This window comes from Collinsella aerofaciens, assembly GCF_015546965.1.
In the GTDB taxonomy this organism is placed as follows: Bacteria; Actinomycetota; Coriobacteriia; order Coriobacteriales; family Coriobacteriaceae; genus Collinsella; species Collinsella aerofaciens_X.
Genome location: NZ_JADMUF010000017.1, coordinates 1 through 25,055, shown reverse-complemented (window position 1 = coordinate 25,055; position 25,055 = coordinate 1). Strand labels below are relative to the sequence as shown.

Sequence of the window (25,055 nt, the reverse complement as noted above, 5' to 3'; positions counted from 1 at the left end):
GTCGCGAGTTCCGCACGCAAAGGAAAGCACTTAATGTGCTTTCCGTCTTGCGCAGGACTGTAGAGCAGCAAACTTAACCCCCGCCCTCAGCCCCGGAGACCCTCCCGGATGGCCCTGAAAAATTTTTTCAAAAAAGTTGTTGCGCGCCAGACAGACTTCTGTGTATACTAATCCCCGCAGCGCACGCGAGCGGAAACAAACGCGAACGTCTGCCTGGGGAGTTAGCTCAGTTTGGTTAGAGCGCCGGCCTGTCACGTCGGAGGTCGCGGGTTCGAGCCCCGTACTTCCCGCCAACGCAATTAAAGCCACGTTTTCGGACGTGGCTTTTTGCGTTTGATGCACTTTGTTTCGATAGAGCGATTGCCCTGGTGCATCTTCGCCCAGAATCCCCGCGCCTTCGGGAACGCAAGTAAAATCTAATAAGTATATCTGTCTGAACAACAGCTTTGTTGCGCAACACCTGTTCTACGAGACAGGGGGTTAGGTTATACTAAATTGCACTGTGCGCCGCATCTGATGCATTTCGCTCCAAGCGCGGCACTCAGTGGATATCCGATTTACCATTTGGATGTCCTGGCGGTCATTTAGCGTCTCGACACAAGCTCGGCCCCGGAGCTCGTTCGAGCTGTTCGTATTCCTTGAAAGGGGAAAAATGGACATATCGAGGAAGACTGATTACGCCCTTCGTATGCTGGCGATGCTTGCTGAGGATCCGGAGCGTTTGCTTTCTGTTCGCACCGCTGCCGAAGAGGTCAATGTCCCGTATTCGTTTGCCCGCTCGATTCAGCATGGTTTGGTCCAGGCCGGTATTGTGGAGAGCCTGCGTGGCGTCCACGGTGGCATGCGTCTCAAGGTCAGTCCGGACGACGTCACTATCCGCCAGGTCGTCGAGGCCGTTCAGGGCCCTATGGTTATGAACGACTGCACCGCCCCCGATGGTGACTGTGCGCGCATGGGTGCGTGCTGCTATCATCCCCTGTGGGCCGGAGCCCAGGCGTTGATGCGCGACTACCTCGATTCCGTTTCGCTCGGCGATATCGTCGCCCATCGCCAGTTTCCGGCTGTCGATCCCAAGTTCGCCGATCGCGATGCGTTTCCCGAGTACGCTGCCTGCGCGTACGCTTGCCGGGAGGAATAGCGCCGCATAAGGAGTATAGCTATGATTCAGGACCCCTTTCGTTCGATGATTCGTTCGGAAGGGGCCTTGCGTTATCGCGACCTTCCGTGGCGCCGCACACGCGATCCGTACATCATTTGGCTTTCTGAGGTCATGCTGCAGCAAACGCAGGTGCCGCGTGTGGAGGCGCGCATGCCGGTGTGGCTCGATCGTTTTCCGACTGTGCAGGCGCTTGCCCAGGCCGCGCCTTCCGATGTTTTGGACGCTTGGCAGGGCATGGGCTACAACCGACGCGCTCTGGCGCTTCATGGGGCCGCTCAACGGGTCGTAGAGGATTGGGGCGGGGAGTTTCCGCGCGAGACGCACAATCTGGTCGCGCTGCCCGGTATTGGCCCGGCAACGGCGCAGGGCATCCGTTCGTTTGCATTCGATCTTCCGGGCGTGTATTTGGAGACCAATGTGCGCACGGTCTTTTTGCATCATTTCTTTCCCGATGTGCCGGCCGTTCCCGATCGCGAACTGGTGCCGCTGATCCAAGCTGCCTGTCCGGCGGCCCCCGGCGCGGCGGCGGACGAGATCGCGCCCTTTGCCGCGCCTCAAGACGATGCCGACACGCCGCGCGCGTGGTATTACGCATTGCTGGATTACGGCGCGTATCTTAAAAAGACACTGCCCAATCCGTCCAGGCGGTCGGCGGGCTATAGTCGTCAGTCCAAGTTTGAGGGCTCGCGCCGCCAAAAGCGCGCGCATATCGTGCGTATGTTGTTGGCAGCGCGCGATGGGCGGCCGGCGGGGATTACGCTTGCTGATGCCGTGGTGGGCGTCAACGAGATGGAAGCGGCAGCCGGTCGCGGGCCGGTCGAGTGCGACTTGATCGCGGGCATTCTGGCTGACCTGGAGCGCGAGGGCTTTTGCCGAGCCGAGGACGATCGTTGGTTGAGTGTGTAGCCCGCTCAAATCTGAAGAACGGGATTGTAAGGTTTAAATTCGCGGCTTGAGGGCATCCTAAAGACAAGGTCGCTCAAAGCCTATGGGCGGCACGTGTTGAAGGGAAGTACACCTATGGATTTTGAGAACTCTCAGACCAAGAAGAACCTCGAGACTGCTTTTGCCGGTGAGTCCCAGGCACACACCAAGTATCGCTACTATGCATCCAAGGCCAAAAAGGACGGCTACGTTCAGATCTCGAATATCTTTGCCGAGACGGCGGGCAACGAGTCCGAGCACGCCAAGCTGTGGTTTAAGTATCTGCACGACGGCGCCGTTCCGGGCACTCTGGACAACCTGCGTGACGCCGCCGCGGGCGAGAACTACGAGTGGACCACGATGTACGACGAGTTCGCCATGACCGCCGAGGAGGAGGGCTTTGCCGAGATCGCCGAGAAGTTCCGTGGCGTCGCCGCCGTCGAGAAGGCCCACGAGGAGCGCTACAACAAACTCGTCGAGCGCATCGAGTCGGGCGAGGTGTTTGAGCGCGAGGGCGTGAAGGTGTGGAAGTGCCTGAACTGTGGGCACCTGCACGTTGGTGCCGAGGCGCCTGAGGTGTGCCCGGTGTGTAACCACCCGAAGGCGTACTTTGAGGAGCAGGTGGTGAACTACTAGCGCTTGGCGCTAGCGTGAGCTGGGCCGGGAGGGCCGGACTACCTTCCCTCCTCGCTCACGGCTTCGCAGGGTCGCGTTGAGGGAAGGTAGTCCGGCCCTCCCGGCCCGCTTTGGGTCGTCGCGTGCTCGCTACAGAAAAGCTGATAAAAAAGTTTGTGTGCCGCCCCTTATGGGGCGGCACGTTTTTGTGGGGGCCGGTTGGGGCGGTGACGTTGCTTAGAGGGTACACTGGGTAGCGTTGGCTATTCGTTTCCTCTTGTGAGGTGTTGGTTATGGGTAAGAAGTCTCGGGCTCGGGTTGCTGCGGCGGGGACTCGCAAGGATCCTGATCGTCGGGTTGCCGAGGGTAAAAAGGCCGATCGTGCTGAGAAGGACAAGAAGGTCGGGGCGCATGCTCATCCTGAGTGGGCGCCTCATTTGAATTCGGCTAGTGAGGATTTGACTGCCAAGTTGTTTACTCTGGTCGAGGTAATTTTGGGCGTGGTGCCCCTTGTGGTTATCGGTTTATTCTTGGCTTCGAAGGACGCTACGAGTGTCGATAAACTCACCGAGGTCTTTTCGCAGGGCCCCTCGATGGTGGTCACGTTTATTTCTGCGTGCTTGCAGCCGTTTGTGGCGTACATGCTGTATATGGTCTACCGCAAATACTGCGAGGGTAATGCGGGCTTTGCCGCCGGCAACCTGATCGGTCTTTTGTGCTCCGAGATCCTACTGCTCAATATCCCGGGCGTCATCGGTATGGGCATCTTGCTGTGGCGTGTTTGGCGCAACGTCGCCCCGCACTTTGAGAGCTGGTTGTTTGAGCGCCGTGCAATGGGCGTGCTGGTCGACATCGCTGGGTCGCTCGTGATTCTCGTCTTGGCATTTATGTGCGCCACCGCCGCCCGCGGTCTCGCGGGCATGTAGTCTGTCCTCACCGACCACGGAGCGCAGGGCGGGGAAACCTTTCCCTCTCGCTCACGGCTTCGCAGGGTCGCGCGAGGCAAAGGTTTCCCCGCCCTGCGCTCCGGCGTTGAGTCGTCGCGTGCTCGTTACAGAAAAGCAGATAAGAAGTTTGCGTGCCGTCCCTTATGGGGCGGCACTTTTTGTGTGGGGTCCCTGTCTTCACAATTTTCGTCAAGCTTTTGGTTAGATTTTGGTCAGTTGGCGTAAGGGTGGAAGGCCAAAAGATTGCTGGCGAAAAAAGCTCAGAGAAAGTGCTGGTAGGGGAGTTATTGAGCTTTTCGACAGCTTTTGAGCAAAAGAAACTTTGTGGCTATTGCCGGCGATTGCGTTGTCGCGGTCAGGGCGGTGCGGGATGCTGGTCGTAAGCGTCGAATGCTCCGATTTTGGAGGCCAGCATGGATCTGTTTCTTGAGACTCCGCAGCAACAAGCCGAGCGCATGTTGCGCCAGCAGCAACGACTCATGGAGATGCAAATGCAAGGGGCGGCAGTCCAGCCCTTTGCGCAAAATGTCGTGCCCGCTGCTGTACCTGCAGCTGTGCCCGGGTGCGAATCGGCACCAGAGGCCTATTCCGTACAGCAAGATTCATATGCGCAGGAGCTCGCGTTCGACAAGCGTCGTGCGCGTCGTCGCCGCGTGGGCCAGCGCCTGCGCACATTGGCGATGATCGTGCTCATTCCGCTAGGACTTGCGGCGATTTTCTTGGTCTCGTATACGTTCACCTGCATCCTCAACGGTGCTTCGCCCGGCGAAGTGCTCCAACATCTGTCAGCCCTCGGCCAGCGCCTAGGCGATGTCATAACAACAATCCGCGCCGGCTGGGAGAGTTAGCGTTTGTCACATTAGGACTTCTAGGGTGTAGGGATTATCGCCACGAGCGGAATTCTTGCATCCTGTTGGTCCTGTCGTGCGACTGAATAGTATTATTGAAGATGAATAATAATAGGATTTGCTATGTATAAGCAGGATTTAGAACAGACTCTTTTGGGCATTGACGAAGAGGCGGAGCTGGAAATAGGTCCAAGAGACGACAGGCCGAACGTTGTATTGGTGGGAGGAAGCGCCTTCATGCTAAACGATGTGACGAATCGTTCGGTTACACATGACATTGATGTGTTTGAGGCAGATAGGTGCCTCCGCGAGATCATAGCTCGATACCCCGAGGTGAATGGTATGGCGGTGGCATATTGTAATCAGATGCCGTTCAATTACGAAGATCGTTTGATTCCCTTGGATATTGGGGCGCGTTTTATCAGGTACTTTACGCCATCCTTGGAGGACCTGGCGGTAATGAAGCTCTATGCCTACCGTCCGAACGACATCATCGATCTTCATAGCCAGGCATTCGTCGACCGACTTGATTGGGGGCTGCTCGAACGGCTTATATTCGACGAGGGAGAAGCACTGGCGTCGTCGCCTTCGGAGCGAAGCTATCAAGAGATGGTCTGTGCATACAGGCAATACAAAAAGGAGGTGCTCGGTTGAATCTGACCTTTGAGGGATTCTTAAAAGGCTATTGCCGAGAGCTATCCGGACAGCAGTCGCTGAGTTTTAGAAAATTGGTTGAGCAGGCGACGACGGATGCGCCGCGCGTGGCGGAGCCTCTGTTTTTGCTCGCTTTGGCGCAAGGAAAAGCCGAATACGTTCTGGGCTTATCCGAGGGCTCGTGGATGGAACAGGATTACCGAGACGTTTTATCCTTGTACGGCCAAGCGGGTAGCATGGCGTCTCTATGCGCCAAAAGTGAGCTCCCTAATCGTTATGCCAACGTTTGGCGCGCGTATAGAGCGGTGAAGGAAAAGCCGGCGGCCGATAGAAGGGTGAACGCCCTGATGAGAAAGAAAACGCTGGAAGCATTGGAGGAATCGGGTGTAACGCGCTATGGCCTCTGCCGTGCTCTGCGCCTGAATAAAGGAAACGTATACGCATACTTGGCCGGCGATGACTCAAAGGTGAGCAGGAAAACGGCGCGCCGCATTATGGAATATGCGGAGGAGAGGGGCGCCCAAGAAGGGGCCGAGCGCCCGGTGTGTGTGGCGGGGTAAGATTGATCGCGGTTTTGATTGGTGCTCGATTGGGTTTGTTGGGCGGAGTTTATGTCTGCTATTGATATTGTGCTTGTTGTGATCGCCTTGGTGGCGGTGGGGGTTGCTGTGGCTTGCGCCCTCCAGCTCAAGAGCCTGCGTGCCGAGTTGCGGGAGCGTGGCGACAGTAGTGCGGAAACGCTGGCAGCGCTCGAGCAGGCCAACAACGCGCTCGATGCCCTGAACGTCGCGCTGGCCGAAACCCGCCGCACGGCCAATGCCATCGCGCAGCAGCAGACGACAGATGCGGCCGTGGAGCAGCAACGTTACCTGACCATCGCACGCGAGTTTTCGCAAGCTGGTGACCGGATGGATGACCTGCGCCGCGAGACGGCCCAACAGCTCGGCGCCAATCGCGAAGGCATCGAGCATCGCCTGGACAAGGTGCGCGAGACGGTCGATGCTCAGCTGGGCGCCATCCGCAAAGACAACAACGTGCAGCTCGATCAGATGCGCGCGACGGTGGACGAGAAGCTCTCTCGCACGCTCGACGACCGACTGTCGGCATCGTTTAAGCAGGTGAGCGACCAGCTCGAGGCCGTGTACAAGGGCCTGGGCGACATGCAATCCATCGCCACCGGCGTGGGCGACCTTAAGCGTGTGCTGGGCAATGTGAAGGCGCGCGGCATTTTGGGCGAGGTGCAGCTGGGTGCGATCCTGGCGGACATCCTCACGCCCGACCAGTATCTGGAAAACGTCGCCACCAAGCCCGGCGCCTCGGAGCGCGTTGAGTTTGCCGTCAAGCTGCCGGTAGACGAGGGCGATCCCGTGCTGCTGCCGATCGACTCCAAATTCCCGGGCGACGCGTACGAGCATCTGCTCGACGCGCAAGAGTCGGGCGACGCGGAGGCCGTTGCCGCAGCGCGCAAGACGCTCGATATGATGGTGAAACGCGAGGCCAAGGACATCTGCGAAAAGTACCTGAGTGTGCCGGCAACGACCAACTTTGGCATCATGTTCGTGCCGTTTGAAGGACTGTACGCCGAGGTCGTCAGCCGCCCCGGGCTTATCGAGACCCTGGGCCGCGACTATCACGTCAACGTTGCCGGCCCTAGCACCATGGCGGCCATCCTCAACAGCCTGCAGATGAGCTACCAGACGTTTAAGCTGCAAAAACGCACCGACGATGTACTGCGCGTGCTCTCCGCTGTCAAGGCCGAGCTGCCGCGCTATCAAAAGGCGCTGCGCCGCGCCCAGCAGCAGATCGAGACCGCGGGCAAAACGGTCGAGGGCATCATCACCACGCGCACCAACGTCATGGAGCGCAAGCTCAAGGACATCGACGCACTGGAAGACGTCGACCAAGCCGATGAGATCTTGGGACTCACGCCCGCGGACCTTCTCACAGACCAAGAAGACGAAGGCTAATTGCAACAAGACGATGGGGTGCCGGCACAAACGCGGGCGCCCCGCCGCTTTTCGTATCGCACTTGTCTGAAGTGCGCTTCAATGTGCAACAATGGCGTTTCGCCCTATCAGATGCGAAAGGAAGCCCATGTCTCAGAGAAGCACCAGCCCGCTCAGCCGCTCCACCGTGCGCCGCACGCTGCAGCGGTTTTGGGGTGTCACGCGCACGCAGCCGCTGATCGTCTTTCTCTCGGTGTTCTCGTCGGCGGGCTACATCTTTTTGCTGACGTTTGCCAATACCTATGTGATGGCCCTCATTGTCGACCGCGTTCAAGCCGGTCCCGTGGCGGGTGACCAGGTGTTTGAGGTCTTCGGCCCCTATATCCTGGCGCTCGTACTCGTTAACCTGGTGGGTCAAATCCTCTCCAAGCTACAGGACTACACCGTCTACAAGCTCGAGATCGCAGGCAACTATCACCTGGCGCGTCTAAGCTTCGACACGCTCTCCAACCAATCCATGACATTCCATACCAGCCGCTTTGGCGGATCGCTTGTGAGCCAGACGAGCCGTTTTATGAGCGGCTATACGGGGCTGGTGGACGTGACGGTGTATTCGCTCATCCCCACCATCACCTCGGTCATCTGCACCGTGGCCGCACTCGCCCCGGTGGTGCCGACGTTTACCGTGATCCTGGTGTGCATCATGGTCGTCTACATCGCGTTTGTCTGGCTTATGTACAAGCGCATCATGCCGCTTTCGGCCGCGACGTCCGCCGCGCAGAACAAGCTCTCGGGCGTGCTCTCCGACGCAGTCACGAACATCTTGGCCGTCAAGACCTGCGGGCGCGAGGACTTTGAACGCGATCTGTTCGACGCCGCCGATCGTGCCGCGCGCGATGCCGAGACGGTCTCGATGCACGCCATGATGCAGCGCAACTTTACGACCTCGGGCCTTATCGTCATCACCATGGCCGTGGTGAGTGTGTTCGTCGCGGGTGGCAACGCGTGGTTTGGCATCTCTGCCGGCGCGCTCGTCATGATTTTTACCTACACCTATAACCTCACCATGCGCCTGAACTACGTAAGCTCCATGATGCAGCGCATTAACCGCGCACTGGGCGATGCGGCCGAGATGACGCGCGTGCTGGACGAGCCGCGTTTGGTGGCAGACGACCCGGACGCCCCTGAGCTCAAAGTGACCGAAGGCGCGATTGATTTTGAGCACCTGAGCTTTGCGTACCGTGACGCTGTGGCGGGCGAGAGCGTGTTCGATGACCTGACGCTTCATGTGGCGGCGGGCCAGCGCGTGGGCCTGGTGGGCAAATCGGGCTCGGGTAAGACGACGCTCACCAAGCTGCTGCTGCGCCTGGATGATGTTCAGGGCGGCCGCGTGCTCGTGGACGGTCAGGATGTCTCGCGCTGCGCGCAGCAGAGCCTGCGCCGTCAGGTTGCCTACGTGCCGCAGGAGGCGCTGCTGTTCCACCGCTCCATTCGCGAAAACATTGCCTACGGTCGTCCCAACGCCACTGATGAGCAGATCCGCGAGGCGGCTCGCTTGGCTAATGCGACCGAGTTTATCGACCGCCTGCCCCGTGGCTTTGACACCATGGTGGGCGAACGCGGCGTCAAGCTCTCGGGCGGCCAGCGTCAGCGCGTGGCTATCGCCCGCGCCATCCTAACCGACGCGCCGATTCTGGTGCTCGACGAGGCGACCTCTGCCCTCGACAGCGAGTCCGAGGCGCTGGTGCAGGAGGCGCTCGAAAACCTGATGCGTGGACGTACCTCCATTGTGGTGGCGCACCGCCTGTCCACCGTGGCGGCGCTCGACCGCATTGTGGTGCTGGCCGATGGCGAGATCGTCGAGGACGGCACGCATGCGCAGCTCGTCGAGGCGGGTGGCGAGTACGCGAGCCTGTGGAGCCGTCAGACCGGCGCATTCTTGGAGGCGTAAGCGTTTCGGACGTGGGACAATTGTGCCCATAAGTTTATTGTGCCGTTGAGCCGAGGAGTCGTTATGCCACGCGAGACCAATGCCGCCAAACGCGAGCGCGCCATCGAGGTGTGCGAGCGTCTCAACCGTCGCTATGGCCCGGTCGAGTGCTTTTTGGACCACGAGAATCCCTTCCGCCTGCTGATCGCGGTGCTGCTCTCGGCGCAAACGACCGACGCGCAGGTCAACAAGGTGACGCCGAAGCTGTTTGCCCAGTGGCCCACGCCCGAGGCCATGGCCGGGGCGAGCGTGGCTGACGTGGCAGACACCATCAAGTCACTCGGCTTCTACAAGAGCAAAGCCAAGCATGCCGTCGAGGCCGCACAGATGATCGTCGCCGACTATGGCGGCGAGGTGCCGGCCGACATGAAGGAACTCGTGAAGCTGCCGGGTGTGGGACGCAAAACGGCGAACATCGTGCTCAACGTGGGGTTTGGCATTGTCGAGGGCATCGCGGTCGATACACACGTCAACCGCATCGCACACCGCCTGATGCTGAGCCCCAAGACGCATGCTAAGGAGCCGCTCAAGACCGAGCAAGATCTGCTCAAGATTTTGCCGCACGAGTATTGGGAGTCGGTCAACCACCAGTGGATCACCTTTGGTCGCGAGATCTGCGATGCCCGCAAACCCAAGTGTGACGAGTGTCCGCTGGCAGATTTGTGCCCCAGCGTGCGCGTAGCGGGGTAGGGCGGAACGCATCTTCGTCTGGCGTTTTTTGCGGGGCTGGGTTTGCCCTTGAGCCGGAGTCCTCTCCATGCGCTACCATGACAGACAATGTATTTGACGTACGACCCGCCGAGCTTGCCCCGGCGGGCTTTTGGCGTTGCAATGCCGGAGGAACAGCATGCTCATTCACCGTATAGCCGCGCAGCTCTACACTGCCGAGGCGCTGCAGACCGTCGAGGCGGGACTCGATGCTGGCGAGGACGTGACGCTGGCCGTGTCGCAGTCGGGCCGCACGCTTATGGCGGCCGCCCAGTTTGCGCGCCGTCCGCGCCCGACGGTCTACATTGTGAGCGGCGAGGATGCGGCCGATCGCGCCGCGCGCAGCCTTGCCGCCTATGTGGGCCTGGCGCACGTGTGCCGCTTTCCCGAGCGCAAGGACTATCCGTGGCGCGAGCAGGCGCCCGACGACGCCGTGGTAGCGCAGCGCTGCGAGGCCCTGGGACGCATCGTGCGCGGGGACAACTGCATCATGGTTGCCTCGGATCGCGCGTTGCTGCGCTGCGTGCCGCCAGTCGAGAGCCGCTACTGGGAGTCCACGATCTTTGCGGTGGGCGAGGAGATTCCTTTTGACGAGGTGCCGCATCGCCTGGTGGGCATGGGCTACACCAATGCCGGCGCCGCTGATGCGCCCGGTCTGTTCCGCGTTCACGGCGACACCGTCGAGGTGTTTCCCGCGCAGGAGAAAGCGCCCGTGCGCATTGAGTTCTTTGGCGACGAGATTGACCGCATCCGCCGCATGGTGAGCTCAACGGGGCAGACCATCGGTAACGAGGACAGTATTGAGATCTTCCCCTGCCGTGAGCTGGCGCTTACCGACGAGGCCGTCCACAACATGCATGTGGCGCTCTATCGCGCCAGCCAGGACGACAGCAAGCTGGCGGCGCTGCTCGAGATGGTGGATGCGCGCATCGTCACGCCCGAGCTCGACCGCTTTTTGCCGGTGATGTACGGCCAGACCGTGAGCCCGCTGGCACACGTGAGCGGCAAGGCGCTCGTGGTCCTGTCCGAGCCGCGCTCGCTGTTCGACGACTGTCTGCGCGCCTACGAGGATATCGAGGCGCGTGCCGGCGAGGCAGGGATTGACCGCCTGGATGGTCTGTATGTGCGCGCCCAACAGCTCGATTTTGGTGCCCAGCAGCGCCTGAACTATGTGAGTTTCATCCGTGCCGGTGGTGCGGTGACGGCCGAGCTCAAGATTGAGCAGCCGGCCATCGCAGGCTCGGACAACCGTTTTATGACGCGCATCCAGGAGGTCGTGGGCAAGCGCTATGCCTGCGTGTTTGCCATCCCCGACCGCGGTGCGCGCGAGTCGATGGAGCTCACCTTTGGCGACGAGGGCATTACCTTTGAGGAATCGCTGACCGCGGCGCCCGAAAACGCAGGCGTCATTGGCGAGCGCGTGCGCGTGGCAGCGGCGGATTCCGCCGACCGTGCCGCACGCCAGGAGGCCCATGCTTCCATTCGCGAGCGTAAGGCCGACGCGCTCAACGCCCGCTCGCTTGAGGCGGGTGCCGCCCAAGCTGCCGCCGGCGCCGCCGTGCCCACTATTTCGCGCGGACGTGTGACCTTTGTCGATGCCGCCTTGCCGCAGGGCGTGGTGGTGCCCGATGCCAACCTAGCCGTGTTCTCGATCGCCGACCTCAACGCCCGCATGGACGCCAACCGGGCCCGCAGCCGCCGCAAGGTTGACATTACGCAGATCACCTTCCCGTTTAAGCCGGGAGACTACGTGGTGCACGCCACCCACGGCATCGCGCTCTTTAGCGAGATCGCGCGCCAGGAAGTGGGTGGCAAGGAGCGCGACTACTTTTTGCTGGAATATGCCGACGGCGACAAGCTCTACGTGCCGCTCGAGCAGGTCGACCGCATCACGCGCTATGTTGGCCCCGACGGCGACAGGCCGCGCCTGACCAGGCTCAACACTGCCGACTGGACGCGTGCCACCAATAAGGCGCGCAAGAACGCCAAAAAGCTGGCGTTTGACCTGGTCGACCTGTATACGCGCCGCTCGTCGATCGCCGGTATCGCCTGCCCGCCCGATACGCCCGAGCAGATCGAGATGGAGCAGAGCTTCCCCTACGACGAGACGCGCGACCAGCTGGAGGCCATCGCCGATATTAAGGCCGACATGGAGGCGCCCAAGCCCATGGACCGCCTGCTGTGCGGCGACGTGGGTTTCGGCAAGACCGAGGTCGCCCTGCGCGCGGCGTTTAAGTGCGTGGACTCCGGCCGCCAAGTCATGGTGCTCTGCCCCACGACCATTCTGGCCCAGCAGCACTACGAGACGTTCTTTGAGCGCTTTGCCCCGTTTGGCCTTGAAGTCGAGGTGCTCAGCCGCTTCCGAACCCCAGCGCAGCAAAAGCGCGCGCTCAAGGCGTTTGCCGAGGGCACGATCGACGTGCTCGTCGGCACGCACCGTCTGCTTTCGGCCGATGTGAACCCCAAGAACCTGGGCCTGGTGATCATCGACGAGGAACAGCGCTTTGGCGTGCAGCACAAGGAGCAGCTCAAGAACCTGCGCGAGCAGATTGACGTGCTTACGCTTTCGGCAACGCCGATTCCGCGAACCATGCAGATGGCCACGAGCGGCGTGCGCGACATGAGCCTGATCACCACGCCGCCCACCGGGCGTCGTCCCGTGATCGTGCACGTGGGGGAGTACGACCCCGATGTAGTGAGCGCGGCGATTCGCCTGGAGGTGGGCCGCGGCGGCCAGGTGTACTACGTGTCCAACCGCGTCAAGACCATCGACGACGCCGTGGCGCGCGTACACGAGGCCGCGCCCGAGGCGCGCGTGGGCGTGGCGCACGGCAAGATGAGCCCGCGCGAGGTTGAGGACGTGATGATCGAGTTCGCGACCAAGAAGATTGACGTGCTCATCGCCACGACCATCGTGGAGAGCGGCATCGACAACGCGACTGCCAACACGCTGATCATCGAGGATTCGCAGCGCCTGGGCCTGGCGCAGCTCTACCAGCTCAAGGGCCGTGTGGGCCGCTCTGCCACACAGGCCTACGCGTACTTTATGTTCCCGGGCGAGCTGCCGCTCACCGAGGAGGCCACGGCGCGCCTGACCGCACTTTCCGAGTTCCAGGACCTGGGCAGCGGCATGCGCATCGCCATGCGCGACCTGGAGATTCGCGGTGCCGGCTCGCTTATGGGCGCCGAGCAGCACGGCAACCTGTCGAGCGTGGGCTTTGACCTGTTTACGCAGATGTTGGGCCAGGCCGTGGCCGAGGCGCGCGGCGATGACGACGCCGGCGTGGAGGCGGCGAGTGTGGGTATTAACCTGCCGGCCGACTACTTCTTGTCCGAGGAGTACCTGCCGGCGGTGGATCAGCGCGTGCTCGTGTACCGTAAGCTCGCGGCGGCCGAGGACCTGGAGAGCATCGACGAGGTGCAGGAGGAGACCGAGGCCGCGCATGGCGAGTTGCCGTTGGCAGGACTCAACCTGTTCAACCGCGCGCGCATCCGTATCCGCGGCGAGCGCCTGGGGCTCGAGAGTGTCACGCTCAGCGGCGGACGCATCACCTTCTTGGGCGTCGACGTGCCCAAGAAGGTGGCCTTTGAGCTTAAGACCCGCTATGGCGCGGTGAACTTCCCCAAGAGCCGCAAGCTCTCGGTGCCCTATAAGGCGGGCGCCGGCGCGGGCAGCGGCCTGGGTCGCGGTCTCGACGCCAACGACGGCACCGGCCCCGTGGCCGCGGCACTCATGCTGCTGCAGCAGTTGGGTGCGAGCGACGACGACTAACGGGTCGACGCTGCAAACGCCCCATTTGGGCAATCTGTGACCCTCACTCGTCGGTCGCGTACGCAAGTACGCTTCCCTCCTCCTTCGGGCCACCTTGCCACAAATGGAACGTTTTCGCTTACTTATGCTCAACCTGTAAGGGTATTTACGGGACAAAGCCATCTTCATCTCACCCACATTGCAGGTTGACTGCCCTTCGCCCGACCGAAAGGAAAGTATGTTCGGATACATCTATAAGAAAGATGTCGCCATTATCGCGGTTGTCCTGTGCCTTTGTCTGGGCGTGGGCAGCTTCTTTGATTATCAAATCTCGAGTGCGCTGTTCAACATCGGCAGCATGTACGGTCGCTTTGTCGAGGCGGCCGGTGAGCTGCCGTTCGAGCTGACGGCGAGCATCGCGGGCGTTATGCTCGTGCGCTCGGCACGCCCCGATTCCAAGGCGAGCAAGTGGCTCGCTGCGCTGGGCGTTTTGATCAACGTGGGTCTGGTTGGCTACGAGATTATCGGATCGCTGCGCGTCGGCGGCAAGCTTATTGCGTTTCAGCTGGTTCTGACGTTTGCGTTGGTCATCGCAGCCAACTTCATCGCCTACCGCCTCACGCGCACGACCGAGTCCGACGAGCTTACGCGCTGGGCGTTGATGGTGCTGGCCGTGTGGGTCGCTCAGGCCATCATCCTCAACGTCATTGTTAAGCCGTTGTGGTCGCGCCCGCGCATGCGCGTGATCGAGGTCACGCCGGGGCTCAATTTTCAGCCGTGGTGGGTGATCGGCAATCCCGACAAGTGGACCTATATCGCCGCCGGCGTGATCAAGGACGGGTTCAAGTCGTTTGCGAGCGGACACACGGCGCATGCGGCGATCGGCCTTATGCTCGCCGGGCTTCCCGCGGCAGCCTTTAAGGAAAAGCCTTCGCATCGCCGCGTGGTCTTTTGGACGGCGGCTGTGGTCGCGGCGCTCGTCGCCTTTGGGCGCATCGTGATCGGAGCGCACTTTTTGAGCGACGTGAGCTGCGGCTTTGCCCTGGTGCTGGCACTTGAGTGCCTTGCCGCGCGCATTGCCTACCCCAACGGCGTACAATAGCCCCGTTTGAATCATCTGGCCGATACCCGGTAAGAGAGGATTGCCATGCTCGCGTTTAACAACGACTATTCCCACGGCGCACATCCGGCAGTGCTGCAGGCGCTCGTCGACACCAATATGGAGCCGCAGCCCGGCTACGGTACCGATGCGCACACCGAGCGTGCCAAGCAGCTTATCCGCGAGGCCTGTCAGGCCCCCGATGCCGACGTGTTTTTTCTGGTGGGCGGCACGCAGGCCAACGCGACGGTGATCGACATGTTGCTCGCGCCGTACGAGGGCGTCGTTGCTGCCGAGACCGGCCACGTCGCCTGCCACGAGGCGGGCGCCATCGAGTTTGGCGGCCACAAGGTGCTCACCATCCCCGGCTACGAGGGCAAGATGCACGCCGAGGACCTCGAGAGCTATATCCAGGTGTTCTACGAAAACGAGAGCTACGAGCACACGGTGTTTCCGGGTGCCGTGTACGTGAGCCTATCGACCGAGTACGGCACGCTGTACTCCAAGGCCGAGCTCGCGGCGATTCACGCAGTGTGCCAGAAGCGCGAGATTCCGCTGTTTGTGGATGGCGCCCGCCTGGCCTATGCGCTGGCGGCCGATGAGTGCGACATTACCCTGCCCGAGCTGGCGCAGCTATGCGACGTGTTCTACATCGGCGGCACCAAGTGCGGCGCGCTTTGCGGCGAGGCCGTGGTGTTTTGCGGCATGCACGCCCCGGCGCATCCCATTCCGCGTATTAAGCAGCATGGCGCACTGCTTGCCAAGGGCCGCCTGACGGGCGTGCAGTTTGAGGCTCTTTTTACCGATGGCCTGTATTTTGAGATTGGTCGCCAGGCGATCGAAACCGCGCAGGCGCTTCGTCGCGTGCTGCACGAGCACGGCTACCAGTTCTTTTTGGAGACGCCGACCAACCAGCAGTTCGTGATTCTGCCCAACGAGGACATGGCCCGCATTCGCGAGCATGCGGCGATCGAGTACTGGGAAAAGTACGACGAAACCAACACGGTGGTGCGCTTTTGCACCAGCTGGGCCACGACGCAGGAGGATATCGACGCGTTGGCGGCGGTTCTGTAGCCTGATGTAATGACGAGGGGCCGCCTTGCGCTGGGTTTGGCGCAAGGCGGCCTTTGTTTTTGGGGGAGAAGGGTTGTATGGCCGAGATATCTGAGCCGACGATTCGCCTGGCGACGCCCGATGATGCGCCGGCGTTGCTTGCCATCTATGAGCCGTATGTGCGCCAGACGGCGATTACCTGCGAATACGAGGTGCCGAGCGTTGAGGAGTTCGCCGGGCGCATCGAGCGTACGCTCAAGCGCTATCCATATTTGGTGATGGAGCTGGACGGGCGTCCGGTAGGCTATGCCTATGTGAGCGCGCTTAACAGCCGCGAGGCATACGACTGGTCGGTCGAGACGTCGATCTACCTGGCGCGCGACGTGCGCCACGGCGGGCTGGGCCGCAAGTTGCACGATGCGCTCAAGCAGTGCCTGGTCGCGATGGGCATCACCAGCATGTGCGCCCTCATCGCCGTGCCGCACGACAAGGACGACGAATACCTGACGCACAACAGCCAGGATTTCCATGCCCATATGGGATATCGCCTGGTGGGCGCCTTCGACCGCTGCGCCCAAAAGTTCGGCCGCTGGTACGACATGTGCTGGATGGAGCTGGTCCTGGCTGAGCGCACACCCAACCAACCCAAACCAACCTGGTTCCCCGACCTTCCCAAACCTACCATTTAGGGACAGGTTTATTTTGGCCGCTTTGTAGCGTCAATCCACCGCGAGAAGTACGGATTCACGCGTCTTTTGATGCGGATGGGCTTAATATGGCTTCGATTTGGGTCCGTTTGGCTTCGATTCGAACTAAGTGAGTAGACTTTTTGGCGCAGGTCGAGCACAAGGCGTATCTGCCTTAGTAAAACCGCAGGTCACAGAGGTGACAGTTTTTGGTGTGCTCGACAGGTCACGAAAAGTCTACTCACTTAGATTTGCGGTACTGGATATTCTGAGCAGGAACAGTTGAGCTTGGACGGCGCGTATTGCCAGGCGATGTTGACATTTGTGCCATGCTGGCTTGAGATTTAATAAAACCGCAGGTAAAACGTTCATTAGGTACAGTTTGCCTCGTTTGGTGCGCTAGCCGATGGGCTCGGTGTATTTGGCGCGGTCGGTGCGCTGGATGCGCTTGGAGACGTGGAGCGGGCGGCCGTCGGTGTCGTAGACGTAGTCGGTGATCAGGATCAGCGCCTGCCCGCGCTCGACGTTGAGCAAAAACGCCTCGTTTTGCGAGGCGTAGCACACCTCAAAGGTCTTATGCCCCTGTGCCGGTGCGCGATGGAACTCCTGTCGCAGCGTGGCGTAGAGCGAACCGTTGATATCGCGATCGATGAGCGTCTCGAAGCTTGGCGGCAGGTAGGTGGTCTCCAGGCACAGCGGCGCGTCGTCCAGGTAGCGCAGGCGGACAAGTTTGACGAGCTTGCTGCCCACGGCGGCGTCAAAGAACTTAGCTATGCTGCCGGCCGCCTTGGCAATGCCCGAGTCCACGGTGCGCGTGGTGGGCTTCATGCCCTGGCCTTCGACCTGCTTGGTATAGCTCGAAAACACCAGGTTGTTCTCGTGGAGCGCGGGCGTGTCGGCCACAAAGGCGCCACGCCCGCGCTCGGTGCGCACCAGGCCCTCATCAACGAGCACCTTAAGGGCGTGGCGCACGGTGCTGCGCGACAGCCCCGATTCGTCCATGAGTTCCATCTCGGACGGCAGCTTGTCTCCGCGCGCGTAGATGCCGGCGGCGATGCGGTCGCGCAGCGTACCCGCCAGACGCTCGTATTGGGCCAGTTTCTTTTTAGATGTGACGCTCATGTTGCCAACCTATATCTAACCTGTATGCCTATCTAAGCAAGCATGTATTCGATACAACAATAAAACCGCTGGTAGTGAGCTATCGAAAACCACAGCAGCAAAATTTCTAGGACAAATATAGCATACAACTAGTCGACATAACCAAAACATGTATGTAACTTGTATGCCATCGAGAGCATCAAACGAGAAGAAAGGCTGATGCACGATGACTACTCAGGAACAGGTTAAGGATGTCGTCTCCCAGGTTTTGGCTGACAAGGCAGACAAGGGCGGCATCAAGCGCGTCGTGTGGATTGGCGCCGGCGGATCCAACGGTGGCAACTATCCTGCCCAGTACTTTATGGAGCACGAGGCCACGCAGGTCGTGAGCTCTAGCTACACCAGCAACGAGTTCGTGCACGCAACTCCTGCCTACGTTAACGAGAACACCCTGGCCGTCGTCGTGTCCATGCGCGGCACCAAGGAGACCATCGTCGCCGCCCAGGTCGCCAAGGACCACGGCGCCAGCACCATCGCAATCTATGTCGATGAGTCCGGCCTCACCGAGGTCTGCGACTACAAGATCCAGTATGACAGCCTGGCCGTCGACGAGTCCTGCATGGGCCGTACCAACTCCGCCGTCGTGACCATGATCGCCATGGAGCTCACGCAGCAGACCGAGGGCTATGCCGAGTACGAGACCGCTATGGCCGCGTTCGACCTGGTCGACCCCATCTATCGCAAGGCCGTCGAGTACGCCCGTCCGCTCGCTGTCAAGTGGGCCGAGCAGAATGCCGACAAGCCCTGCATCAACGTGATGGCTCAGGGTCCGCTCTTTGGTGCCGCCTACGTCTTTAGCATCTGCAACGTGCAGGAGATGCTGCAGATCGACTCCTGCACCATCAACACCTGCGACTTCTTCCACGGTCCCTTCGAGATCCTGGACAAGCGCACTTCGCTGTTCCAGCTCATCAGCGTCGGCCGCAGCCGCTGCAACGACGAGCGCGGCATCCGCTTCGTCAACCAGTACGGTGGCGAGCGCGTCTATCAGCTCGACGCCAAGGAGCTCGGCCTCAACGACATCAAGGACAGCGTGAGCGAGTACTTCAACCACCTGATCTTTGCCCCGATCCTCAACAACGTGTACATGCGTGCGCTCTCTGCCGTCACCCACAAGGACTACATGACGCGCCGCTACATGTGGAAGCTTGACTACTAAGAGTTGCGCGGTTTTACCAAACCGCGTAACGGCTCGACGCTGCGCGGACCGCATTTGGACAATCTGACGTTCAACTTCAAGGGCGCGACCAGAAGGTCAGCGCCCTTTCGTTTCACGCCACCTTGCCTCAAATGCGGCCCGCTCGCTGACTTATGCTCAACCAGCGGTGCCTTAGACGTTGGGGACGTTCTTAAATGACTAGTCATTTGGGAACGTCCCCAATGAGTATGTGGGGAAGCAGATTTTTCCGCTCGCCGATTTGTGTCTTGAAAAATGTATATAACGACTATAACGTAGTACGAAACATATTGGAAACAATACCGAGGAGGCTGCGTTGAAGAAGAGCAATCTGGGCTATGTGCTGGTGCTGATCGCCGCGCTTATGTGGGGCAGCATCGGAATCTTTGTAAACGGCATCTCGGCCATGGGCGTTTCGTCCCAGAGCATGGCTGCCTTTCGCTTGTTGGTCGGAGCGCTTATCTTGGCGCCGGTCCTGATGTTTATGGGCTGCCGTCCGGGTGAGGGGTCTACCGTGGCTCAGGGTCCGCTGGCCCTGTTCAAGGCAAGCCCTAAAGAGCTTGTTCCCTGTGCGCTTGTCGGCATCGTCGGTTTGGCCGCCGCCAACACCTGCTATTACGAGTGCATGGGCGAGGTGGGCATGTCCACGGCCTCGGTGCTGCTCTACACCTCGCCGGTGTTTGGCGTCATGCTCGGCCGCGTGCTTTATCGCGAGGACGTGACCCCCAACAAGCTCGTTGCCATTGTCTTTAACATCGTTGGCTGCGTGCTTGCGGTGACCAATGGCGACCTTTCCGGTTTTCATTTTTCGGTTTGGGGCGTCACGTCAGGCGTGATTGCAGGCCTTTGTGGTGCGTCGCTCGCGGTGTTTAGCCGAATAGCAACCAAGACGGTCCACCCGCTGGCTGTCACGTTTTGGGGCTTTGTTTTTGGCGGTGCGGTTATGGCTGCCATCGCGGCTCCGTGGCCGGATGTCGCCGCGGCAATGTCGCCACAGCTGCTATTGCTGTTCCTTGGCTTTGGACTCATCCCCACAGCCGTGGCTTACATCTTATATATGCAGGGTCTGTCCATGGGGCTCGAGACGTCGAAAGTTCCCGTCGTAATGTCATTCGAGACAGTCGTCACCGTACTGGTGGGCATTGGTGTCTATGCCGAGCCCGCCGGCGCGATCAAGGTCCTGGGCATTGTGCTGGTGCTCGCGTCCATCCTGATTATGAACACCGACTTCTCCAAGCTGCGCAACAGTGTGTTTGTCGGCCATGTCATTGAGAGCATGACCTTTAAGCCCAACGCGTGGTGGACCGAAAAATCTCAGGACATGGATCTGTTTAAGGAGCGCACCGGCATCGCGCTGGAGCCCACCGTACAGGAAAGCCCCTGGTACTTCGTGCGATAGGGGATTGGCGAGGCGTCTGATCGGGTGTCGACAAGACAGTGCCGACCTGCCCAGCCCCCACGTTTCAAGTACGTTAAACCCGCGAACGGTCGATTTTCACCCGCGAACGGTCTTTATACTAATTAGCAATATAAGCAACGTATAAGACGTTATAATGACCATAACGAAAAGGAGGAGGCAAGATGAATCAGATCATTCTCGCATCTCATGGCGGCCTGGCCGCAGGCGCCAAAGACACGCTCGAGATGGTTCTCGGCGACGTGTCGAACGTCCACGTCGTGTCGCTTGCTCGTGACGACAAGGAGCCCATCACCAATAAGGTGGACGCCATGATCGCCACGTTCAACGCGGACGACACCGTCTATGTGCTGACCGATATGCTCGGCAGCTCGGTCAACAACAACATGGTCGAGCTTTCCAAGAACGGCACGAAGTTCACGGTTGTCAGCGGTTTCAACATCCCGCTAGCGCTCACGCTCGCTATGAGCCCCGTCCCCGTCAAGGGCGCCGAGCTCGCGGCCCTCATCAACGAGGCCCGCACCGGTCTGACCAACCCCAACGCACCGGTCGAGGCCGCCGCGGCTCCCGCCAAGAAGGCCAAGGCGTCCCGTCACAGCTCCGGTCCCGCCAAGATCGTCCTCGCACGTCTTGACTACCGTCTGCTGCACGGCCAGGTCGTCTTTACCTGGACCACCAAGGTTCAGGCCGAGTGCATCATCGTCGTCGACAACGCTGCCGCCAACGATGACATCAAGAAGGGCGCTCTTAAGCTGGCCAAGCCCCAGGGCGTGCGCCTGAACGTCTTCACCGTCGAGCGTGCCCTCGCCAAGATGGACAAGCTCAACACCCTCGGCGAGCGCGTCATGTTCGTCTTTGGCAACACGGCCGAGATGCTGCAGTTCTGCCAGGGCTACAAGCTCGACGCCATCAACCTGGGCGCCACCGCCAACCACGACGGTGCCGATCAGGTCGGCGGCAAGGACAGCTCCGTCTTCCTCGACGCCGCCCAGAAGGCCGACGTCAACCAGCTGCTCGACATGGGCATCAAGCTCTATGTTCAGCAGACCCCTACGTATCAGAGCGTCGACATCGACGCCAAGCTGTAATCAACCAGGCTTTTGCCTGACTGAAAGGAGAAGGGTATGAATACGTTCATCAGTGCGGTGCTCGTCGGCCTCGTCGGCGTGTTCTGCATGTGGGACTCCCGCCTGCTCGGTCGTCTTAACTTCGAGCAGCCCCTCGTTGGCGCTACGCTCGTCGGTCTGCTGCTGGGCGATGTGCCCACCGGCCTTGCTGTCGGTGCCGCCGTCGAGCTCGTGTCCATGGGCCTGGTGCAGGTCGGCGCCGCCGTTCCGCCCGATATGGTCCTGGGCGGCATCGTGGCCGCTGCCTTTGCGTGCCTGACCGATGCTTCCGCCGAGACCGCCATGACGATCGCCATCCCGGTCGCCGTCCTGGGTCAGCTCCTCGGCATCGTGTTCCGTTCCATCATCGCCGCCCTCACCCATGTGGCAGATAGCGCGATCGATAACGGAAAGTTCAAGACCGCCTACCGTATGCACATCTGCGCCGGCTCCGGTCTGTACGCCGTCATGTACTTCCTGCCGATCTTCCTCGCCGTCTTTGTTGGCACCGACCTGGTTCAGGCCATCGTCAACATGGTTCCCGAGTGGCTGTCCACTGGTCTTAACGTTTCGACCAAGATCATGACCGCCTACGGCTTGGCCCTGCTGCTCACCATGATGATCAAGAAGGGTATGACTCCGTTCCTGTTCATCGGTTTCCTGCTCGCCGCTTACCTCAACCTGTCCGTCATCGCGGTCGCTCTGATCGGTGTGTGCCTGGCTGTCGTCTTCATGGGCTTCAAGTTCAACGGTTCCCATGCAGCCGCCGGTGTCGATTCCGACTACGATCCGCTCGAAGACGACGAAGACTAAGGAGGAACACACTATGGCAACCGCAACCAAGGACGTGTCCCTGAACAAGAAGGTCAGCCAGTTCTTCTGGCGCTCCTGGGCTATCCAGGCCTCTTGGAACTACGAGCGTCAGATGAACATGGGCTTCCTCTACGGTATGGTTCCCACGCTCGATCGCCTCTATCCGGACGAGTCCGACCCCAAGCAGCTCGCTGCTAAGAAAGAGGCTTACCACCGTCACATGGCGTTCTACAACTGCACCCCGCAGACGAGCGCTTTCATCCTGGGCCTCTCCGCCTCCATGGAGGAGGAGTACGCCAAGGATCCCGAGAACTTCGATCCCGATTCGATCAACGCGGTCAAGACCTCCCTCATGGGTCCGCTTTCCGGCATCGGTGACTCCTTCTTCCAGGGCACCATCCGCGTTATCGCCTTTGGCCTGGGCGTTCAGCTGGCTCAGCAGGGCTCCATCATGGGCCCGATCCTGGCCATGCTCATCTCCATCGTCCCCTCTGTGCTGATCACTTGGTTCGCAGCCAAGATGGGTTATCAGGGCGGCCACGAGTACCTGAGCAAGCTTCAGGGCGGCGACCTCATGGAGAAGCTCATGTATGTCTGCGGCATCGTGGGTCTTATGTCCGTGGGCGGCATGATCGCCACGCTGATCGGCGCCACCACCCCGCTGCAGTTCGCTGAGGGCACCGTCGTTATCCAGGACATCCTGGACGGCATGATGCCCCAGATGATCTCCCTCGGCCTCACCGGCCTTATGTACTGGCTCATCAAGAAGAACGTCAACACCGGTTGGCTTCTCGTGATCGCCATCGTGGGCGGCATCGCCCTCTCCGCGGCCGGCATCCTGGCCTAGTCGCGACCAAGCGTCTAACCGCTTTCCCCCGGGGGCCTGCCTGGCATCCCATACCCCAGGCAGGCTTCCATCCCCAAAATGTGACAAAGGAGCGGTTCCTTTGTCACATCCTCAACGGGCCGGCGACTCGGTCCAAATCACGGTAACCCTGCGTGCGCCCGGCAATGTGGCGCCGCAAAAATCGAAAGGAATGTGTCAGATGTACGAGATCGACCTTAACCTCCCTAAGCAGATCGTCGCTGACGTCCTGTCCAACCACGAGATCCACAGCGTCGCCTTCGTCGGCTGCGGTGCTTCCATGTCCGACCTGTACCCCGCCAAGTACTTCCTGGCCAACAACACGGACAAGCTGAACGTTCAGATCTTCACCGCTAACGAGTTCAACTACGACACGCCTTCTTGGGTCAACGAGCACACCTTCGTGATCACCTGCTCCCTCGGTGGCTCCACCCCCGAGACCGTCGAGGCCAACAAGACCGCCAAGAAGCACAACTGCCCGGTCGTCTCCCTCACCAACAAGGCTGGCTCCGCTCTGACCGTCGACGCCGACCACGTCATCGTTCACGGCTTCCACGCCAACTACGCTGCCAAGGCCGAGAAGCCCGCTTACGCCATCGCTCTTGCTCTCGAGATCCTTCAGCAGACCGAGGGCTATGATCACTACGAGGACATGATCACCGGCCTCAACAACATCTTCGAGCTGATCGAGAACGCTGCTCAGTCCGCCAAGGGCCTGGCCAAGCAGTTCGCTCAGGACTTCAAGGACGACAAGATGATCTACTTCATGGCCTCCGGTGCCTCCGAGAAGATGGCTTACTCTAACGCCGCCTTCCTGTTCACCGAGATGCAGTGGATCGATGCCGCCTCCTACAACACCGGCGAGTACTTCCACGGCCCGTTCGAGGTTTCCACCGAGGGTAAGCCCTACGTCTTCCTCATGTCCGACGGTGCTACCCGTCCGATGGACGCTCGCGCCCTCACCTTCCTGCAGCGTATGGGTGCCAAGGTCGCTCTGATCGACTCCAAGGACTACGGCCTGGCCGACGCCGTGCCGGCGAGCGTCCTCACCTACTTCAACCCGCTGCTGCACCTCGCCGTTATGCGTGAGTACGGGAACCAGATCGCCGAGGCCCGTCAGCACCCGCTGACCATGCGTCGCTACATGTGGAAGCTTTCCTACTAATCACAAGTAAGTAGACCTTACGGGTTGATTGAAAGGGGATGGGGTTTGCGCCCCGTCCCCTTTTTTGCTATCGAAAGGAGATGCGTATGATCAAGGCAGTGCTGTTTGACATGGACGGCGTGCTGGTCGATACCGAGTGGTTCTACAACCGTCGCCGCGTGGCATTTATGGAAGAGAAGGGCTTCCACTTTGACGAGATCCCCGATCTTTCGGGGTCTAACGAGCCCGCCATCTGGAAGGCGCTGGTGCCCGACGATGTTGAGCTGCGCGAGCGCCTGCGCGTGGAGTACAAGCAGGTTTATAGCCCGGACCACCCCGTTCCGTATGCCGAGCTTCTCAACGAGCAGACGGAGCCGGTGATGCGTGAGCTGCGCGAGCGCGGCGTGAAGTGCGCCATCGCGAGCTCGTCCTATCGCGAGCTGATCGACGAGCTAGTGGATATCGCCGGTATTGCCGACGTGCTGGACTACACCATCAGCGGTCACGAGTGCAGTGCGTTTAAGCCCGACCCCGAGATCTACCAGCGCGCGATGGAGGCGCTGGGCGTGGAGCCCGCCGAGTGCCTGGTGATCGAGGACTCGCCCATGGGCATCGAAGCCGGCAAGCGCTCCGGTGCCCGCGTCCTGGCCCTGCGTCCGCATGAGGGCGTCAACCTGGACCAGTCCGCCGCCGACACCATCATCGACAACCTCACCGACATTTTGGCCGCTTTGTAGCGTCAAACCACCGCGAGAAGTGCGGATCCACACGCCTTTTGCCGGGATTTGGTCCAATTTGGCCTCCATTTGGATTCGTTTGGCTCCGCTTTGAACTAAGTGAGTAGACTTTTTGCCGTAGGCCGAGCACAAAGCTTATCTGCTTTAGTAAAACTGCAGGTCACAGAGGTGGCTGTTTGGTAGCGCGCAGAGATGTGGTGTAAGAGGCGGGGCATGCCCCGCCTCTTCTCTTTCTTGAAAGGGAGGGGACACCGC

The 25,055-nt window shown here is 60.4% G+C and carries 22 protein-coding genes and 1 tRNA gene; 22 read left to right on the top strand and 1 reads right to left on the bottom strand.

Features of this window, described 5'->3' with window-relative positions:
• Positions 1-215: 215 nt before the first annotated feature.
• From I1M21_RS09375 to I1M21_RS09305, 15 genes are all read left to right on the top strand, one after another.
• Positions 216-293, top strand: a tRNA-Asp gene (locus tag I1M21_RS09375).
• 359 nt (positions 294-652) lie between these two features.
• Positions 653-1,138 (top strand): RrF2 family transcriptional regulator, encoded by a 486-nt coding sequence (locus tag I1M21_RS09370; protein WP_035136758.1) that lies wholly within the window; start codon positions 653-655, stop codon positions 1,136-1,138.
• Positions 1,139-1,159: 21 nt separating this feature from the next.
• Positions 1,160-2,065 (top strand): HhH-GPD family protein, encoded by a 906-nt coding sequence (locus I1M21_RS09365; protein ID WP_195193348.1) that lies wholly within the window; start codon positions 1,160-1,162, stop codon positions 2,063-2,065.
• 114 nt (positions 2,066-2,179) lie between these two features.
• Complete coding sequence (rbr, locus tag I1M21_RS09360; protein WP_195193347.1) at positions 2,180-2,719, top strand: rubrerythrin; 540 nt, start codon at positions 2,180-2,182, stop codon at positions 2,717-2,719.
• Positions 2,720-2,991: 272 nt separating this feature from the next.
• Positions 2,992-3,624: a hypothetical protein gene (locus I1M21_RS09355; protein ID WP_195193346.1), complete on the top strand. Its 633-nt coding sequence runs from the start codon at positions 2,992-2,994 to the stop codon at positions 3,622-3,624.
• A 434-nt stretch (positions 3,625-4,058) separates the two neighbouring features.
• A complete protein-coding gene (locus tag I1M21_RS09350; RefSeq protein WP_195193345.1) occupies positions 4,059-4,493 on the top strand; it encodes a hypothetical protein in 435 nt (144 codons plus the stop codon).
• A gap of 123 nt (positions 4,494-4,616) precedes the next feature.
• On the top strand, positions 4,617-5,147 hold the full coding sequence (locus tag I1M21_RS09345; RefSeq protein ID WP_195193344.1) for a DUF6036 family nucleotidyltransferase: 531 nt from the start codon (positions 4,617-4,619) through the stop codon (positions 5,145-5,147).
• Positions 5,144-5,707: a transcriptional regulator gene (locus tag I1M21_RS09340; protein ID WP_195193343.1), complete on the top strand. Its 564-nt coding sequence runs from the start codon at positions 5,144-5,146 to the stop codon at positions 5,705-5,707. Before I1M21_RS09345 ends, I1M21_RS09340 begins: the two co-directional genes overlap by 4 nt.
• Positions 5,708-5,758: 51 nt before the next feature.
• Positions 5,759-7,114 carry a DNA recombination protein RmuC gene (locus tag I1M21_RS09335; protein ID WP_195193342.1) on the top strand — a complete coding sequence of 452 codons (1,356 nt, stop codon included), beginning with the start codon at positions 5,759-5,761 and terminating at the stop codon, positions 7,112-7,114.
• Between the two features lie 127 nt (positions 7,115-7,241).
• Positions 7,242-9,044, top strand: a complete 1,803-nt coding sequence (locus tag I1M21_RS09330) for an ABC transporter ATP-binding protein (RefSeq protein ID WP_195193341.1) — start codon at positions 7,242-7,244, stop codon at positions 9,042-9,044.
• A 63-nt stretch (positions 9,045-9,107) separates the two neighbouring features.
• On the top strand, positions 9,108-9,773 hold the full coding sequence (gene nth / locus I1M21_RS09325; RefSeq protein ID WP_195193340.1) for an endonuclease III: 666 nt from the start codon (positions 9,108-9,110) through the stop codon (positions 9,771-9,773).
• A gap of 157 nt (positions 9,774-9,930) precedes the next feature.
• Complete coding sequence (mfd, locus tag I1M21_RS09320) at positions 9,931-13,563, top strand: transcription-repair coupling factor (protein WP_195193339.1); 3,633 nt, start codon at positions 9,931-9,933, stop codon at positions 13,561-13,563.
• A 217-nt stretch (positions 13,564-13,780) separates the two neighbouring features.
• Complete coding sequence (locus I1M21_RS09315) at positions 13,781-14,644, top strand: phosphatase PAP2 family protein (RefSeq protein WP_195193338.1); 864 nt, start codon at positions 13,781-13,783, stop codon at positions 14,642-14,644.
• Between the two features lie 45 nt (positions 14,645-14,689).
• Positions 14,690-15,715: a threonine aldolase family protein gene (locus I1M21_RS09310; RefSeq protein WP_195193337.1), complete on the top strand. Its 1,026-nt coding sequence runs from the start codon at positions 14,690-14,692 to the stop codon at positions 15,713-15,715.
• A 77-nt stretch (positions 15,716-15,792) separates the two neighbouring features.
• Positions 15,793-16,383 carry a GNAT family N-acetyltransferase gene (locus I1M21_RS09305; protein ID WP_195193336.1) on the top strand — a complete coding sequence of 197 codons (591 nt, stop codon included), beginning with the start codon at positions 15,793-15,795 and terminating at the stop codon, positions 16,381-16,383.
• Between the two features lie 396 nt (positions 16,384-16,779).
• Here I1M21_RS09305 and I1M21_RS09300 read toward each other — a convergent pair whose 3' ends face one another.
• Positions 16,780-17,502 carry a GntR family transcriptional regulator gene (locus tag I1M21_RS09300; protein ID WP_195193335.1) on the bottom strand — a complete coding sequence of 241 codons (723 nt, stop codon included), beginning with the start codon at positions 17,500-17,502 and terminating at the stop codon, positions 16,780-16,782.
• Between the two features lie 205 nt (positions 17,503-17,707).
• Here I1M21_RS09300 and I1M21_RS09295 point away from each other — a divergent pair, with 205 nt between their 5' ends.
• The 7 genes from I1M21_RS09295 (at position 17,708) to I1M21_RS09265 (ending at position 24,800) form a co-directional block, all read left to right on the top strand.
• Positions 17,708-18,700, top strand: a complete 993-nt coding sequence (locus tag I1M21_RS09295) for an SIS domain-containing protein (RefSeq protein WP_195193334.1) — start codon at positions 17,708-17,710, stop codon at positions 18,698-18,700.
• A 334-nt stretch (positions 18,701-19,034) separates the two neighbouring features.
• A complete protein-coding gene (locus I1M21_RS09290; RefSeq protein WP_022095163.1) occupies positions 19,035-20,117 on the top strand; it encodes a DMT family transporter in 1,083 nt (360 codons plus the stop codon).
• A gap of 182 nt (positions 20,118-20,299) precedes the next feature.
• The gene (locus I1M21_RS09285) at positions 20,300-21,223 is read left to right on the top strand and encodes a PTS sugar transporter subunit IIAB (RefSeq protein ID WP_195193333.1); all 924 of its coding nucleotides are present in this window, start codon (positions 20,300-20,302) and stop codon (positions 21,221-21,223) included.
• Between the two features lie 36 nt (positions 21,224-21,259).
• A complete protein-coding gene (locus I1M21_RS09280; protein ID WP_006235136.1) occupies positions 21,260-22,054 on the top strand; it encodes a PTS mannose/fructose/sorbose/N-acetylgalactosamine transporter subunit IIC in 795 nt (264 codons plus the stop codon).
• Positions 22,055-22,067: 13 nt separating this feature from the next.
• The gene (locus I1M21_RS09275) at positions 22,068-22,901 is read left to right on the top strand and encodes a PTS system mannose/fructose/sorbose family transporter subunit IID (protein WP_035136780.1); all 834 of its coding nucleotides are present in this window, start codon (positions 22,068-22,070) and stop codon (positions 22,899-22,901) included.
• 199 nt (positions 22,902-23,100) lie between these two features.
• Complete coding sequence (locus I1M21_RS09270; RefSeq protein WP_229025725.1) at positions 23,101-24,084, top strand: SIS domain-containing protein; 984 nt, start codon at positions 23,101-23,103, stop codon at positions 24,082-24,084.
• Between the two features lie 86 nt (positions 24,085-24,170).
• Positions 24,171-24,800, top strand: coding sequence for an HAD family hydrolase (locus I1M21_RS09265; protein ID WP_195193331.1), 630 nt, complete (start codon positions 24,171-24,173; stop codon positions 24,798-24,800).
• The last annotated feature ends 255 nt before the right edge of the window (positions 24,801-25,055 follow it).

Coding starts and splice junctions, on each gene's coding strand:
- rbr (WP_195193347.1), top strand. CDS start 2,180: ATGGATTTTGAGAACTCTCAGACCAAGAAGAACCTCGAGACTGCTTTT.
- I1M21_RS09275 (WP_035136780.1), top strand. CDS start 22,068: ATGGCAACCGCAACCAAGGACGTGTCCCTGAACAAGAAGGTCAGCCAG.
- I1M21_RS09350 (WP_195193345.1), top strand. CDS start 4,059: ATGGATCTGTTTCTTGAGACTCCGCAGCAACAAGCCGAGCGCATGTTG.
- I1M21_RS09335 (WP_195193342.1), top strand. CDS start 5,759: ATGTCTGCTATTGATATTGTGCTTGTTGTGATCGCCTTGGTGGCGGTG.
- I1M21_RS09315 (WP_195193338.1), top strand. CDS start 13,781: ATGTTCGGATACATCTATAAGAAAGATGTCGCCATTATCGCGGTTGTC.
- I1M21_RS09285 (WP_195193333.1), top strand. CDS start 20,300: ATGAATCAGATCATTCTCGCATCTCATGGCGGCCTGGCCGCAGGCGCC.
- I1M21_RS09305 (WP_195193336.1), top strand. CDS start 15,793: ATGGCCGAGATATCTGAGCCGACGATTCGCCTGGCGACGCCCGATGAT.
- I1M21_RS09345 (WP_195193344.1), top strand. CDS start 4,617: ATGTATAAGCAGGATTTAGAACAGACTCTTTTGGGCATTGACGAAGAG.
- I1M21_RS09365 (WP_195193348.1), top strand. CDS start 1,160: ATGATTCAGGACCCCTTTCGTTCGATGATTCGTTCGGAAGGGGCCTTG.
- I1M21_RS09295 (WP_195193334.1), top strand. CDS start 17,708: ATGACTACTCAGGAACAGGTTAAGGATGTCGTCTCCCAGGTTTTGGCT.
- nth (WP_195193340.1), top strand. CDS start 9,108: ATGCCACGCGAGACCAATGCCGCCAAACGCGAGCGCGCCATCGAGGTG.
- mfd (WP_195193339.1), top strand. CDS start 9,931: ATGCTCATTCACCGTATAGCCGCGCAGCTCTACACTGCCGAGGCGCTG.
- I1M21_RS09300 (WP_195193335.1), bottom strand. CDS start 17,502: ATGAGCGTCACATCTAAAAAGAAACTGGCCCAATACGAGCGTCTGGCG.
- I1M21_RS09310 (WP_195193337.1), top strand. CDS start 14,690: ATGCTCGCGTTTAACAACGACTATTCCCACGGCGCACATCCGGCAGTG.
- I1M21_RS09330 (WP_195193341.1), top strand. CDS start 7,242: ATGTCTCAGAGAAGCACCAGCCCGCTCAGCCGCTCCACCGTGCGCCGC.
- I1M21_RS09370 (WP_035136758.1), top strand. CDS start 653: ATGGACATATCGAGGAAGACTGATTACGCCCTTCGTATGCTGGCGATG.
- I1M21_RS09280 (WP_006235136.1), top strand. CDS start 21,260: ATGAATACGTTCATCAGTGCGGTGCTCGTCGGCCTCGTCGGCGTGTTC.
- I1M21_RS09265 (WP_195193331.1), top strand. CDS start 24,171: ATGATCAAGGCAGTGCTGTTTGACATGGACGGCGTGCTGGTCGATACC.
- I1M21_RS09270 (WP_229025725.1), top strand. CDS start 23,101: ATGTACGAGATCGACCTTAACCTCCCTAAGCAGATCGTCGCTGACGTC.
- I1M21_RS09355 (WP_195193346.1), top strand. CDS start 2,992: ATGGGTAAGAAGTCTCGGGCTCGGGTTGCTGCGGCGGGGACTCGCAAG.